Genomic DNA, 14,975 nt, shown 5'->3' with positions numbered 1-14,975 from the left:
GTCCGCATGACATCCGAGACCTCGGTCCCGGGCACCACTGGACGACGTGGAGAGGTCGACTAGGCATGACCGACCAGCTGTGGAACCCCCTGCTGCGGGACCAGCTCACCTGGCACTGGACCGAGCAGCTGCGCCCGCGCCTCGCCGGGCTCACCGACGAGGAGTACTTCTGGGAACCCGTCCCCGACTGCTGGAGCGTGCGTCCGCGCGGCGCCAGCAGCGCGCCGGTCCAGGGCGGTGCGGGCTCGATGATCATCGAGTTCGCGTTCCCCGCGCCCGACCCGGCACCGTTCACCACCATCGCCTGGCGGCTCGGGCACGTGGTCGTCGGCGTCCTCGCGATGCGCAACGCCTCGCACTTCGGGCGCACGCCCACCGACTACGTGTCGTTCGAGTACGCGGCGACCGCGGCCGAGGCGCTGGACCAGCTCGACGCGGAGTTCGCCGCGTGGCTGGCGGGGGTCGAGTCCCTCGGTGAGGACGGGCTCGCCGAACCGTGTGGGGAAGCGGAAGGCCCGTTCGCCGACCGGTCGATGGCGGAGCTGGTCCTGCACATCAACCGCGAGGTCCTGCACCACCTGTCCGAGGTCTGCCTGCTGCGCGACCTCCACCTGCACTCGAAGGGGAACGTCCGATGAGCCGCGAGGTCCAGGTCACCTTCGACGCGCACGACCCGCGGGCGCTGTCGGTGTTCTGGCGTGACGCGCTGGACTACGTCATCCCCGGTCCGCCGGGCGTCGAGCTGGCGGCGGGCGAAGATCCGCTGGCCGCGTGGGACGAGTTCCTCGCGCGGGTGGGTGTTCCGGCGGAGGAGCGCAACGCCCGGTCGGCGGTCGAGGACCCGGACGGCCGTGGTCCGCGGGTGTTCTTCCAGCGCGTGCCGGAGGGCAAGGTGGCCAAGAACCGTGTCCACCTCGACATCCGCGCGGCACCCGGGTTGCAGGGCGAGGAGCGGATGGCGGCGCTGGAAGCGGAGTGCGCGCGCCTCGTCGCGCTCGGCGCGACCCGGGTCCGCCGCCACGAACCGGCCCCACCGTTCAGCGCCGGGCACATCGTGATGGCCGACCCCGAGGGCAACGAGTTCTGCCTCGACTGACCACTTCGGACACTCCACGCCTTCCAGCAGTTCCGTCTCCCGATGTAGATTTACAGTTTCAATTGAAACTGTAAACACCGGTGTGTCGGGACCGCGACACGCCGGAGGATGTGGACAACACCTCAAAACCTTGGACAAGTCGTCCACCGTGTCCAGGTATCCCGCGATTTCGATGGAATTTGATGCCTGATTTCCACTGGAATCGCATCGCCCCGGTGCAGAGGGGGAGAGACGAAGAAGCCCCGGCCGGGTGGCCGGGGCTTCTTCCGCGGAGTTCAGGGTCAGTCGCCTCGGCGGATGGGGCCGAGGATCTCCTGCTCCTTCTTGTTCGTCACCAGGCGGAGCATGGTCCACGTCATGTTGCCGAGGGCGATGACCTGGTCGTCCTTGAGCTGCGTCAGCTGCTGGACCTGCGGGTTCATCAGGCTCCAGATGCGCTGGGCCAGCTGGGCCTGGTTCAGCGGGAGGCGCTGCAGGAGCACCAGGTCCGCCGTGTTCGCCGCCGTGCCGCTGCTCACCTGCGGGTGCAGGTAGGGCAGGACGTACATCGTCGTCTGCCACGGGGCGCGGGGCGGGAACAGCTCCTGCGGGACCGCGCCGCCGTCGTGGATCACCAGCAGCGGGGTGTCCTCAGAGGACCGCGGCAGGTCGAACGGGGCCAACCGCCGGATCTGCACCAGCGGCACCGGCTTGCCGTCCGGGGTCTGCCCGGCCGCCCGCTCCAGCATCTTCCACGCGCCCGGGCGCCCGGTGGCCACGATCACCCACGCGCCGGTGGCCATCGCGCGCAGCGCCAGCTGCCGGGCGAGGTACAGGCCACCGACGGTGACCATGCGGGTCGGATGCGGGCGCAGCATCGACGCCGCCGCCGCCTCGTTCTGCGGGTCGGAGCCGATGATCACCCCGCCGCGGTCGCCGGACGGGGCGATGGCGTCCAGGGTTTCCGGTGTGACCAGGAACTCCGGTGCCGCCGCCTTGTTGCCGGGGACGTCGATCGTTCTGCTTCGGCTCATGCCGCACCTCCGAGCGGCAGCGTCGCTGCGTAACCGGCCAGTTGCGAGCCGCGCAGCGGGGTCAGGGTCAGCCCGAGTCGGTTGCTGATCGCCTTCAGCCGCTCATCGGCGGTGTCCAGCTCGGCGGGGGTCCGGGCGCTGACCCGCACCAGCCCGCGCAGCCCGACCTCGCCCTCCTCGCCGACCGGCGAGATGGACAGCGCGATGCTGGTGGACAGCGCGCGGATGCCGGTGAGCGCGTTCAGGCTGTCGTTCATCTGGCTCGGCCAACCGGTGATGGCGTAGCTGGAGTGGCCGACGCCGCCCGCGGTCACGCCGTCCCAGCGCTCCTTGAGGCCGACCGGGCGCTGCGAGCCGAGCACGTTGTGCAGCTCGGCCGAGGAGATCCCGGCCTGCAGCAGCTCGTCCGGGTCCAGCGGGCGGCTCGGAATGCCCTGCCGCTCCAAGGCGTTGCGGACTCGCGACATGGCACCGATGAGCGCGCGCTGCGCACCCAGGATGCCGCCGCCGCGCTCGCCGATCGCCTTGGCGCAGCGCTGCGGGTCCAGCCGCACCGCGATCCAGGTGGTGCGCCGCGCCGCCGCGGGCAGCCGACCGAGGACCTCCAGGTACGAGTTCAGCGCCGGGGAGTTCGACGGCAGTGCCGCGCTGCCCGGGTAGCAGTGCCAGATGACCTGGATCGCGTCGAGCACCACGCCGCGGTCCTCCAGGCAGGGCGCGAGCACGCCCAGTGGCAGGTTCGGCGCGCTGTCAACGGGGTTCAGCAGCGACGGCGGCGGCTCCACCATCAACACGCCGGTCCACTTGCCGTTGTGCCAGGACATGCCGACGGGGTTGCGGTCGTGGTCCTGGGTCCGGGCGATCACCAGGTCCTCGACGACCAGCCGCAGCAGCGCGACGCGGTGGTTCTCGTCCGGGCCGATGATGCCGTCCCCGTCCTTGTCCTCGGCCGGTTCCATGGCGTCGACGTTGGCCGGGTGGGAAACCCGGGTGTGGTTGCGGCCGCGGTACTCCAGGACCAGGCCGAACCACTGGGTGAACCAGCGGCCGCGGCGCCGCAGCAGCGCGATGATGATCGACAGCAGCGCGATTCCGCCACCGACCGGGAGCAGCACCTGCACCAGGTCCAGCTTCGCGCCGACGATCGTCAGGATGAGCCCGACGGCGAGGCCCACCTCGATGAGCACGATGTTGGCCGCAGGGATGCCGCCGAGCGTTACGCCGTTGATCCGCCGCCGTCGCGCGCGGATGCGAGCGCGGGGCGGGTTGGCGGGCCCGGGAGCTTTCGGCTGGGCCGGATGTTGCGTGGTCACGGACATCCGTTCGGTCTCTCCCCCTCGCAGGTAGGTGCGGCACTCGGCGCGCGGGACGCGAATCTTCGATGAGCCGCGTGGAGAGAATACTGACGGACTCGGTCGAACCGCACCCATTCGGCATCTCTCTGCGACTATCCTGCGAAACCGTACCTCGGACGGGAGAGCTGTAGGCGAAGAATGGCATCAACACCCACAACGAAGTCACAGGTTCAGGCGTACCGGTTCGTGCTCCGACGCATGGAGTCGGCGCTGGTGCGCAAAGACGCGGTGATGCTCCACGATCCGATGGGTTCGCACAAGCGGGCCACGATCGCCGGGGCGGTGCTCGCGGCGATCGCGTGCATCGGGTTCCTGGTGTGGGGCTTGTTCGGCGGCAAGGGTTCGGTGCCGCAGCCGGGTTCCATCGTCATCGGCAAGGAGACCGGCGCTGTCTTCGTCGTCACCTCGGACGAGCAGGCCGAGAAGCGGCTCATCCCGATGCTCAACGTGGCCTCGGCGAAGCTGCTGGTGATGGCGCAGGGCGGCGGGCAGGGCAGCGGCGCGGTCCCGACCACGGTGGTGAAGGAGTCGGCGCTGGGCGACTTCCCGCGCGGTTCGCTCACCGGCCTGGTCAACGCCCCGACCTACCTGCCGGACGCGAAGAACATCGCCGAGGCGTCGTGGGCGATCTGCGACGTCGGACAGGTCAAGGACACCCTCAACGACGCCCGGGTGGAGGCGGCGACCAAGGTCCAGACGACGGTGATCGGCGGTGACGGCAACCACGGCACCGAGCTGGCGCCGGACCAGTCGCTGTTCGTCAAGGACCCGGCGTCCCAGAACGAGTACCTGATCTACCGGGTGGAGGACCTGCCCGGCAAGCCGCACACCCGCGTGGTCAAGTCGCTGGTCAACCGCAGCGAGACCACCGTGCGCGACATGTACGGCCTGCGGGGCGCGACGCCGCGGACCATCAGCACCAACATGCTCAACGCGATCCCGGACGTCGCCCCGCTGCACGTGCCGAAGATCGAGAACGCTGGTGATCCGCTGCAGGGCTACATGACCAACCGCAAGGTCGGCGACGTGGTGCGCCGGACGGTCCCGGGCCAGCCGGACGAGTTCTACGTGCTGCTGCCCAGCGGCAAGCAGCGGATCAGCGAGGGCGCGGCGGCGGTGCTGCACGCCGACCAGCAGGGCAGCAAGGACATCCCGAACGCGACCGGTGCGATCACCGACGCCGAGGAGGCCGACGAGAACGAGCAGATCAACGTCTCCGGCTACCCGATCGCGGTGCCTCAGCCGGTCAGCTTCCAGCGGGCCGACACCTCGTGCCTGAGCTGGAAGAACGTCAACGGTGACCAGCACATCACGGCGACCCTGAACAAGGGCACCCCGGCTGCCAAGGCGGCCGTGAAGCTCGCGCAGTACGACGGCACCGGCCCGCAGGTCGACTACTTCTACATGCCGGCGGGCAAGGCGGCCGTGGTGCGCAGCACGCCGAACGAGGCAGGCGCCGACAGCGGCCCGATCTTCCTGGTCTCCGACCAGGGCGTGCAGTACGGCATCAAGGACGTCGCCACCGCGCAGGGGCTCGGCGTGATCGGCGGGGGCGGTGACATCAAGGCGGGGCCGTCCTGGCTGACGCAGGTGCTGCCGAACGGGGACTTCCTCGACCCGGCCAACGCCAGCATGACCTACGACGCGGTCCCGGTCGGGCCGGGCGTGAACCGCCCGCCGCAGAACCCGCAGCAGCAGGCCGGGATGGCCCAAGCGGGCAGCTGACCCGCTCCCGGCCCAGCCGGAGGGGAACCGAACAGGCCAGCTCGAACGTCCGAGAGAACAAGCGATCCGCCCGCAGCAACGGTGATGCTGCGGGCGGATCGTCGTAGTAGGGGGTTTTCCGGCGGCGGCATTGCGCTGGGAACCCGGGGCGGGGCAAGTTGGATGTCCGCCTCACGAGCAGGAGCACGCGCTGCTGCCGACGACTTGAAGCGAGCTACGCGGGAGGTGCCGGATGTCGGGGATCCGGGTCGATGTCGAATGGTTGGCCACGTACGCGCGGGAAGTGCGCACGGCGGGTGATGAGATCGCCACCGCACCGCAGGAGCTGGCCGCCGCGGAGCTGGCCCCGGAGTCCTTCGGCGAGCTCGGGCGCAGCGCCGGTGCCGCCGAGTCCTACCAGCGGCTGGTCGAGCTGCTGGTGGACCAGAGCCGCCGCGCCAGCGAGGCGCTGACCCGCGCCGGGGACGAGCTGCGGGAGGTCGTGGACTTCCACACCAGCGGCGACGACGACGGCGCCGTCGAGATCCGGAAGCAGGGGAGCTGAACATGGCGCGCGACGAGAACGCGGTGGCCGAGCACCTCGACTACCTGAGGCGGTCCGCACGCGAGCTGGACTTCGCCAACTCGATCCCGGCGCAGCTCGCGGACCTGGTCGGTCACCACGAGGACCTGCGCGAGGCGGCCCGCACCTGGCGCAAGACCGCGGACGCGATCGAGCAGGCGACCGGGGACGTGCAGGGCCGCCTCGGTGGCATCGACTCGGCCTGGCAGGGCGCGGACGCCGACGCCTTCCTGGCGCACATCCGGGAGGTCGGGCTGGCGGGCCACGACCTGATCGACGCGATGCGCGCGCTGGCGGATGTGCTGGAGCACACCGTCGAAGGCGTGCAGGAGCAGGTGGACGACCTCAGCGATCTGGTCGCGGAGGCGGCGGACTCGGTGTCCGCGGCGCTGCTGGACCCCGAGGCCGGACCTGAGCGCGCCCGCAAGCACCTGGGCGAGCTCGCCAAGCCCGCGCTGGAGCTGGCGGAGTCCATTTCGGACACCTATCGCGCGTTCGCCCGGTTCTGCGAGGACCTGCAGGCGGGCCGCTCGACGGGATCGGTCCAGTTCGACAACCGGATGCCCGCGCAGGCCTGGGACTTCAACGCCCCCACCCCGCCCCCAGCGGCGACCGAGGCGGAAGCCGTCGGAGCAGTCGGTGACCCCGGAGCAACCGGCGGTGGCGAGACCGGGGCCGGTCCGGACGGTGGCGAGGCCGGGACCAGTCCGGATGGTGGCGAGGCCGGGGCCGGTCAAGTTGGCGGCGAGGCCGGGACCAGCCCGGGTGGTGGCGAGGCCGGGGCCGGTCAAGTTGGTGGCGAGACCGGCGAGGGCGTGACGGGAGACGAGGCCGAGACTGGTTCGCCTGGCGCCGGGTCGACTGGCGGTGGCGCTGGCGCCGGTGTGGCTGGCGGTGGTGGTGCTGGCACGGTCGGTGGTGCTACCGCGGCTACCGCTGAAGCGCCGCTGCCGGAAGGCGGCCGAACCGCGGCCGGCGAGCCCTCGGCGGCCGCGCCGCCTGCTGCTGCGGTCGCCGGTGGCGCGGTCGCTGGCGGTGCAGTCGCCGCAGGTGCGGGTGCCTCAGCGACCGGCGGGATGTACGGCGGCATGATGCCGATGGGCGGGATGATGGGCGGCGCGCAGGGCGCGGGCCAGGACCGCAAGAACCAGTCCCGCCTGAAGTCCAAGCCGGAGGAGCTGTTCGGCACGCCCCCGGAAACGGCCCCACCGGTCTTCGGCGCCTCCCCGCAGAACCAGAATCAGCCGCCGCAGGAGCCGGTGGCCCGCAAGGGCAAGCTGGACCTCCCCTCGGTCTTCCAGTCCGACAAACCGCGCAAGTCCATCGACGACGCCCTCCACCCCAAGACCGCTGACGAAACCCCCAAACCAGCCCCGGCACCAGCCACCGACGTCCCCCAGCTCAAGCCACGAACAACCACGGCATCAGCAGGCGAAACCCCACCCCCCAAGCCGAAGACGGCCACGGCCTCGGTGGGCGACGCGCCCCCGCCCAAGCCCAGAACCGGCACGGCATCGGTCGGCGACGCCCCACCTCCCAAGCCCAGAAGCAAAAGCTGATCTGAACCGCACCAGAACCTCGTGAGCGGTGACGGTGGCAAGAACCACCATTGCCACTCACGAGGTCGTGCTTCGAAGTCGTGAGTGGGGATGGTTGTTGGGGCCACCGTTGGCGCTGACGAGAGGGTGTGTTCGGGTCGTGAGTGGGGATGGTTGTTGGGGCCACCGTTGCCGCTCACGAGGGGTGGGTGCAGAACGGCCCGGTGTCCGGAGTGGACACCGGGCCGTTTCCTGTCAGGAGGTTAGCCGTTGCCTCGGGTTCGGGCTCGGACGTTGCGGACCGCGTTGGTCAGGAAGGCCGTGAAGACGATCGCTGCGATGCCCGCACCCGCACCGCCGAGGGCGACGATCAGGGCCGGGTAGTCCTTCTGCGGGATCACGTCGGCGCCGAGGCGGGCCTGCTTCTGCGGCGGGTCCTTCTTGCCCCACTCCGCCGGGACCACGTCGCTCAGTGCGGCCTCAGCGTCGACCATGCCGTAGCCGACGATGTCGTTGCGCCCGTCGGGACCACCGGGGTGCAGCGCCGTCTGCTTGATCCGGTCCATGATCTGCTGGGCGGTGAGGGGCTTGCCCTGCTCCTCGTACTTCTGCTTGATCAGCACCGCGAGCCCGGCCACGTACGGGGCGGCGAAGCTGGTGCCCTCGATCGGACCCATCTGCCCGTCCTGGCCGTGCGCGATCTGGCTGGCCAGCCCAGTGCCGCCGGCCCCCGGGTCGAGCGCGATGAGGTTCTCGCCCGGTGCGGCCACGTCCACCCACGGCCCCGGCACGGTGAACTCCGAGGGCGCGCCCTGCTCGTTCACCGAGGCGACGGTGAGCACCCAGTCGTCGAACCAGGCGGGCAGCACCGCCGTGGTGGGGCTGCCGGTCGGGTTCTTCTGGCAGGTGCCGCCGACGTTGCCCGCCGCGGCGACCACCACGATCCCGGCGTCGTACGCGCGCTTGACCGCGGTCTGCAGCTGCTGGTTGCCGGAGTCGCCGGGGTTGGAGGCCCGCGCGATCGGCTGGCAGGACGACTGGGAGATGTTGATGACGTCGACGTCCTGTTCCACCGCGCGGTTGATGGCCTGCGCCATGGTCTGGGTGTCGCCGATGGTCTTGCCGGACTCCTTGTCGGCCCACAGGGCGGACTGCTGCCGGATGGAGACGATCGCCGCGTCCGGTGCGATCCCGACGAAGCTGGTCTGGTGCGTCGGGTTCGCGTCGGCCCCGATCATGCCCGCCACGATGGTGCCGTGCCCGTCGCAGTCCTGGAGCGCACCGCCCGGGACGCTGCTGCCACCGTCGCGGAGGTTGCCCAACCAGCGGTGCTGGTTCACGCCGGTGTCGATGACCGCGACGGACCTGCCCGCGCCCGTGAGCCCCTCATCGTGGAACCGCTCGAACCCGAGCACGAGCTGGGCCCACGACTTCTCCTCGATCAGGCCGCCGCCGGGGTTGCCCTGCATGCACTGCTGCGTCTGCTCGTAGGTGGGGTAGCTCTGCAGGCCGGGCGGGGCCTGCTGGGACTCGTCCAGCTCGGGCGGACCGACCGTCTGCGCCATCGCGGGTGCCGTCGGCCCACCGACCGCGAGGACACCGACCGCGGCGAGCAGCGCGGAAGTGCGCAGCGTGCTGCGGGAGAACCTTGAGCGCATCGAGCCGCTCCTCAGAAGAAGTTGATGTTGAGGTCGCGGATGTACATGTAGAGGTCCATCGCGGCCAGGGCCAGCGGCAGCACCAGGGCGATCAGGACCGCCTCCAGGATGTCCACCATGCGGCGCTGCACCGGGGAGAACCGCTTGTTCGGGAACACCACGCCGAAGATGATCGACAGCACGCCGAGCAGCAGCAGCGGCGGGAACACCCAAGCCACCGCGATCGGCATCGTCCCGACCTGCGCCAGCAGGCCGATGGTCACGCCCAGCGAGGACAGCAGACCGCTGAACAGCAGCGCGATCGCCTGGCTGCCGTTGGCGTAGTTGCGACCGCGCAGCAGCAGCACCGCGGAGACCACGACGGCGAACGCCGCGCCCCAGATCGGGTTGAACGCCGCGGCGGCCACGGCGCCGATGGCGGCGACCACGCCGCAGCCGACGATCAGGCCGGTCATGTACTGGTGCGCCAGCCCGGTCTGCTTCTCGATCATCCGGTAGTCCGGGAAGCCGGTGTCTTCCTTCAGGTCCTCGGCGCTGCCCGGCACGTGCGGCAGCGGCAGCTTCGCGAGCTGGATGGTGATGCGCGGCAGCAGCGAGATGCCCGCCAGGCCGATGGCACCGGCACCGGCGGCGATGCCCGCCGAGTTCGCCTGCGGCACCAGCGTCGCGATGATGAAGGCCACGGTGCCGAAGGCGCCCGCGGTGGCCGCGGCGATGAACGTCACGATGCCCGCGCCGATGACCATGATGGCCACCGAGGCGAAGATCAGCGTCAGCGCGCTGGCCAGCAACAGCCGTGGTTCCAGCGCGTTGCCCGGCACGATGTTGAAGCCCGCGACGAAGGCGAACGGCAGACCGCCCGCGGCCGCGATCACGGTGCCGGTGGTCGGCGCGGCGTACGCGCGGGTCACGATGGAGCCGACGCCGGTCGCGAAGATCGCCACGACCACGCCGATCACGGCGGCCACGATCTGGTAGACGACGGAGGTCGTCAGGTCCATGCTGTGCAGCAGCCCGGCCGGTCCGGCCAGCCCGAGCGCCGCGGCCGCGCCGATCATCGCCAGCGCACCGGCGGTGTGCCCGACCTTCGCCGCGGTTTCCTTGGTCCAGGGCCGGTAGCTGCCGGGCTCGGCCTCGGCGAGCGCGTCGACGACGTCGTCGTACAGCGGCGGCGGCGGGTTGTCCGCGCCGCGCCGCAGCTGCAGCATGTCGCCGTCCACGATGCCCTGCGCGGACAGTGACTGGTTCGGTTCGAGCGGTTGGCTGTCGCCAAGCCTGGCCAGGACCCAGCCGCCGTGCCGCGAACCGCCGTCCGGGGCCGTCTCGCGGGCCATTTCCAGCAGCATCGGCAGCAGGTCTGCCACCGACACGTCGGAAGGCAGCGCCAGGTCGATGCGAGTTGTAGGCGCCACCACCGTCACGCGGCTGAACACCGTGGTCCCGGTCGCCACTTGGGCCCCCTACTCCCTGAGGTTGATTGCCTTGCGTTCATTTGTCGGTCTGGGGCTCGATCCAACCAAGACCGGTTTTTCTTCCGAAACCCACCCGCCCGGTCGGAGAGCGCCCCTAGTATGGCCACACCGACCGTCGAGGGGTGGCGGGTTTGGCGGAACTCGTGCCAACGACTTCGTATCTGCTTGGTCACGTCCGACTCCCACCCCGCCGCCGGTGGCGCCGCAGCTGTGCAGAATGCTGGGCGCGACATCGAGAGCACGTTTGACACGGAAAGGTTGTTGCGTCCGGTGAGCACGCTGCAGTTCAAGCGAACGCCACGCCTGGCCGCTCCCAGGCCACCGGGCGGGGAGGTGCACCTCGAACCACCGCCGGAGATCCCGCGGACGATTCCGGGCAACATCGTCCAGAAGGTCCTCCCGGCCGTCATGATCGTCGCTTCGCTGGGAATGATGGTCTTCATGCTCCAGCGGGCGCAGAACAACCCGATGATGATGATGATGCCGATGATGATGCTCATCTCAACCTTCGGGATGATGGCTGGTGGCGGCAAGGAAGGCAGCCAGAAGAAGGCTGAGATGAACGAGGACCGCAAGGACTACCTGCGGTACCTCGGTCAGATGCGGGACCGCGCGCGGGAGGCCGCCGACGAGCAGCGGCTGGCGCGCGAGTGGGTGCACCCGGACCCGCAGACCCTGTGGTCGCTGGCGGCCGGTCCGAGCCGCCGCATGTGGGAGCGACGCCCGAACGACAACGACTTCTGCCAGGTGCGCGTGGGTCGCGGTTCGCAGCGGCTGGAGACCCGCCTGGTGCCGCCGCAGACCGGCCCGGTCGACGAGCTGGAGCCGATCACCACGCTGGCGCTGCGCCGCTTCGTCCGGGCGCACTCGCTGGTGCCGGACCTGCCGATCGCCACCTCGCTGCGCGGTTTCGCCGCGGTCGGCCTGCAGGGCGACAAGGAACTGGTGCGGTCGCTGGCCCGCGCGATGGTGTGCCAGCTGGCCGCCTTCCACACCCCCGACGACGTGATGATCGCGGTCGCCAGCAGTGGTCGCGCGCGCACCGAGTGGGAGTGGGTGAAGTGGCTGCCGCACGCGCAGCACCCGACCGAGACCGACGGCATCGGCCAGATGCGGTTGATGGCCGGTTCGCTGGCCGCGATCGAGCAGATGCTCTCCGAGCAGCTGGCCGAGCGCCCGCGCTTCCAGCGCAACGCGGCGCCGCCGGACGGCCAGCCGCACATCGTGATCATCATCGATGACGCCGAGATCAGCCGCGAGGAGGCGCTCTACGTCGAGGGCGGCCTCGCGGGTGTCACCATGATCGACCTGTCCGACCTGCTCGGCCAGCTCACCGCCCGCCGCGGCATGCGGATGGTCGTCGAGGAGGAGCGGATCGGTGCCCGCGGCGGCAGCGGCGTGGAGTGGTTCGGCAAGCCGGACTCGCTGACCATGGAGGAGGCCGCGGCGCTGGCCCGCCAGCTGTCCCCGTACCGGGTCGCCGGTGGCGCGGGCGCGTCGGAGGCGGACAGCGGCGGCTACGAGCCGCTGACCACGCCGCTGAACTACATCGAGCAGCTGGGCCTGGCCGGTGACGTCGTCACCTTCGACCTCAACGAGGCTTGGCGGCCGCGGTCCCGCGACGACCTGTACCGCGTCGCGATCGGCCCCGGCGAGCAGGGCGAGATCGTCCACCTGGACATCAAGGAGACCGCCTCGGGCGGTATGGGCCCGCACGGCCTGTGCATCGGTGCGACCGGTTCCGGTAAGTCCGAGTTCCTGCGCACCATCGTGCTCGGCCTGATCGCCACCCACTCGTCGTCGATGCTCAACTTCGTGCTCGTCGACTTCAAGGGTGGTGCGACGTTCAACGGGTTCGACCCGGCGCCGCACGTGTCGGCCAACATCTCCAACCTGGAGGGCGACGGCTCGCTGATCGACCGCATGCAGGACGCGCTGGCCGGTGAGATGAACCGCCGCCAGGAGGTCCTGAACAAGGCGGGCGCGAAGAACGTCTGGGACTACCGCAAGATGGGCGAGGCTGGCGACGAGCGCTGCCAGGAGCCGCTGCCCGCGCTGTTCGTGGTCATCGACGAGTTCTCCGAGCTGCTGGCCCAGCAGCCGGACTTCGCCGAGCTGTTCGTGATGATCGGTCGTCTGGGCCGATCGCTGCAGGTCCACCTGCTGCTGGCCTCCCAGCGGCTGGAAGAGGGCAAGCTGCGCGGTCTGGACTCCCACCTGTCGTACCGGATCGGTCTGAAGACCTTCAACGCGGCCGAGTCCCGCGCGGCGATCGGCGTGCCGGACGCCGCGGACCTGCCGGCCACCGGTGGTCACGGGTACCTGAAGCACCCCAACGGCATGGAGCGGTTCCGCGCCGCGTTCGTGTCCGGTCACCTGCACCAGACCAGCGGTCGGCGCCCCGCGCTCAAGGGTGCTGCTTCGCCGGTCACCGGTGACAAGATGCCGCGCTTCTTCATCCCGGACTACGTGGAGAAGCCGAAGGAGCCGGAGAAGCCGGTCGTCGAAGAGGTCAAGGAGGAGAAGAAGAGCGACCTCGACCCGACCGACTTCCAGATCGTCATCGACAAGGTGCACGGCCAGGGCCCGCCCGCCCACCAGGTGTGGCTGCCCCCGCTGGACACCCCGCCGACGCTGGACAGCCTGCTGCCGCCGCTGCAGCAGACCGACGACCGCGGCTACACCGCCGCCGGTTACGCGGGCAGCGGTCGCCTGCAGGTCCCGGTGGGCCTGATCGACGTGCCGTACAACCAGCGCCAGGACCCGATGATCCTCGACCTGAGCGGTCAGGGGGGTCACGGCGCGATCGTCGGCGGTGTCGGTGCGGGCAAGTCGAACACGGTCCGCGCGATGATCGCCTCGATGGCGCTGACCCACACCCCGCAGGAGGTGCAGTTCTACTGCATCGACCTCGGTGGTGGTTCGATCGGCGCGCTGCGTGGCCTGCCGCACATGGGTGGCTACGGCACCCGCCGCGACGCGGACACCGTCCGCCGGTCGATCGCCGAGCTCAAGACGATGCTGGCCGAGCGGGAAGCCCGCTTCGCCCAGCACGGCGTCGAGGGCATGAACGACTACCGGAACAAGCGCCGCCGCGGTGAGTTCGAGGACGACCCGTTCGGCGACGCGTTCCTGATCATCGACGGGTGGCGGACGTTCCGCGAGGAGTTCGAGGCCCTCGAGCAGGACGTGCTGAACCTGGCGGCGAACGGTCTGGCCTACGGCGTGCACGTGTTCGTCACGGCCGCGCGTTGGGCGGAGATCCGCCCGGCGATGAAGGACCTGATGCAGACCCGCATCGAGCTGCGGCTGGGTGACCCGAGCGAGTCGGAGGTCGACCGCAAGTTCGCGGTGAAGGTGCCGCAGGGTCGGCCGGGCCGCGGTATGCACAGCTCGAAGCTGCACTTCCTGACCGCGCTGCCCCGCGTGGACAGCGAGAAGATCGGTGACCGCGTCGAGGCGGAGATCGAGCAGGTCAAGCGGGAGATCGACGAGGGCAAGCCGGTCCGCGCCCCGCGGATGGGCTGGGAGCTCTACAACGACGACGTCTCCGACGGTGTCGCGGACTTCGTGAACCGGGTCAAGAGCTCCTGGAAGGGCCGTCCGGCGCCGCAGGTCCGCCTGCTGCCGGAGCTGCTGCCCTACCAGCAGCTGCCGCGGCCGGAGCAGCAGCCGAACCCGAAGCTGGTGCCGATCGGCATCAACGAGGACGGCCTGCACCCGGTGTACCTGGACTTCGCCGCCGAGCCGAACTTCTATGCGTTCGGCGAGCGGGAGTCCGGCAAGACGGCCCTGCTGCGCACGATCGTCAAGGGCATCACCGAGCGGTACACGCCGAAGGAAGCGCTCATCCTGCTGGTGGACTACCGCCGCACGATGCTGGGCTTCCTCAACACCGGCCACCTGCTGGAGTACTCGGTGGGTGCCGACCAGCTCAAGGGCAACGTCAAGGACGTGGTCGGGTCGCTGAAGAAGCGCCTGCCGGGTCCGGACGTGACGCAGGAGCAGCTGAAGAACCGCTCCTGGTGGAAGGGTCCGGAGCTGTTCGTCATCGTCGACGACTACGAGCTGGTCGCACCGCAGGGCAACAACCCGCTGGCGCCGCTGGCGGAGTTCATCCCGACCGCCAGCGACGTGGGTCTGCACATCGTGCTGGCCCGCAACTCCGGTGGCGCTGGGCGTGCGTTGTACGAGCCGCTGATCGGCAAGATGCGCGAGACGTCGGCTCCGGGCCTGGCGATGAGCGCGAACAAGGACGACGGCCAGCTGGTGGCGAACATCAAGTCCCGCCAGCTCCCGGCGGGCCGCGGCACCCTGGTGAGCCGCAGCCTGCGGGGCGGCCCGCAGATGATCCAGACGGCGTTCATCCCGCCGGAGTGATCGTCACGGCATGAAGAACCCTCCTCGCCTCGGCCGAGGAGGGTTCTTTCGTTTTCTGACCGGGTTCGGTTGTAGGGGTGGTGGCCGGGCGTGGGGAGGGGGTCGCGCCCGGCCACCGGGGTGGGCCGGTGCGGCTGGTGGCGGGGGGAAGGTGTGCCGCACCGGCCCGGCTTGGG

General features: G+C 70.3%; 10 protein-coding genes. 6 read left to right on the top strand and 4 right to left on the bottom strand.

Annotation, left to right across the window (positions count from 1 at the left end; genetic code table 11):
- The first annotated feature begins 65 nt into the window (after positions 1-65).
- Both ABT324_RS25895 and ABT324_RS25890 read left to right on the top strand, forming a co-directional pair.
- Positions 66-638, top strand: coding sequence for a DinB family protein (locus ABT324_RS25895; RefSeq protein WP_351182732.1), 573 nt, complete (start codon positions 66-68; stop codon positions 636-638).
- Positions 635-1,096 (top strand): VOC family protein, encoded by a 462-nt coding sequence (locus tag ABT324_RS25890; protein WP_351182730.1) that lies wholly within the window; start codon positions 635-637, stop codon positions 1,094-1,096. Before ABT324_RS25895 ends, ABT324_RS25890 begins: the two co-directional genes overlap by 4 nt.
- 281 nt (positions 1,097-1,377) lie before the next feature.
- On the opposite strand, the gene ABT324_RS25885 is transcribed toward ABT324_RS25890, so the two are convergent.
- Positions 1,378-2,109 (bottom strand): hypothetical protein, encoded by a 732-nt coding sequence (locus ABT324_RS25885; protein WP_351182728.1) that lies wholly within the window; start codon positions 2,107-2,109, stop codon positions 1,378-1,380.
- Positions 2,106-3,428, bottom strand: coding sequence for a type VII secretion protein EccE (gene eccE, locus ABT324_RS25880; protein WP_351182726.1), 1,323 nt, complete (start codon positions 3,426-3,428; stop codon positions 2,106-2,108). The genes ABT324_RS25885 and eccE overlap by 4 nt, the downstream gene beginning before the upstream one ends.
- A gap of 174 nt (positions 3,429-3,602) precedes the next feature.
- Here eccE and eccB point away from each other — a divergent pair, with 174 nt between their 5' ends.
- From eccB to ABT324_RS25865, 3 genes are all read left to right on the top strand, one after another.
- Positions 3,603-5,189: a type VII secretion protein EccB gene (eccB, locus tag ABT324_RS25875; protein ID WP_351182724.1), complete on the top strand. Its 1,587-nt coding sequence runs from the start codon at positions 3,603-3,605 to the stop codon at positions 5,187-5,189.
- 232 nt (positions 5,190-5,421) lie between these two features.
- Positions 5,422-5,733 carry a DUF2563 family protein gene (locus ABT324_RS25870; RefSeq protein WP_351182722.1) on the top strand — a complete coding sequence of 104 codons (312 nt, stop codon included), beginning with the start codon at positions 5,422-5,424 and terminating at the stop codon, positions 5,731-5,733.
- Between the two features lie 2 nt (positions 5,734-5,735).
- Entirely contained in the window at positions 5,736-7,310 is a 1,575-nt protein-coding gene (locus tag ABT324_RS25865; protein WP_351182720.1) for a WXG100 family type VII secretion target, read from the top strand.
- A gap of 242 nt (positions 7,311-7,552) precedes the next feature.
- Here the strand turns inward: ABT324_RS25865 and mycP are convergent, their stop codons facing one another.
- Both mycP and eccD read right to left on the bottom strand, forming a co-directional pair.
- On the bottom strand, positions 7,553-8,947 hold the full coding sequence (gene mycP, locus ABT324_RS25860; protein ID WP_351182718.1) for a type VII secretion-associated serine protease mycosin: 1,395 nt from the start codon (positions 8,945-8,947) through the stop codon (positions 7,553-7,555).
- Positions 8,948-8,958: 11 nt separating this feature from the next.
- Positions 8,959-10,398, bottom strand: coding sequence for a type VII secretion integral membrane protein EccD (eccD, locus tag ABT324_RS25855; RefSeq protein WP_351182716.1), 1,440 nt, complete (start codon positions 10,396-10,398; stop codon positions 8,959-8,961).
- A 291-nt stretch (positions 10,399-10,689) separates the two neighbouring features.
- Between eccD and eccCa the strand changes: the two genes are divergently transcribed.
- Positions 10,690-14,799 (top strand): type VII secretion protein EccCa, encoded by a 4,110-nt coding sequence (eccCa, locus tag ABT324_RS25850; protein WP_351182714.1) that lies wholly within the window; start codon positions 10,690-10,692, stop codon positions 14,797-14,799.
- Positions 14,800-14,975: the final 176 nt, after the last annotated feature.

It is taken from the genome of Saccharopolyspora sp. NPDC000359, from assembly GCF_040300525.1.
GTDB lineage: Bacteria > Actinomycetota > Actinomycetes > Mycobacteriales > Pseudonocardiaceae > Saccharopolyspora.
The sequence above is the reverse complement of the archived record's forward strand: the minus strand, read 5'-3'. Positions and strand labels throughout refer to the sequence as shown.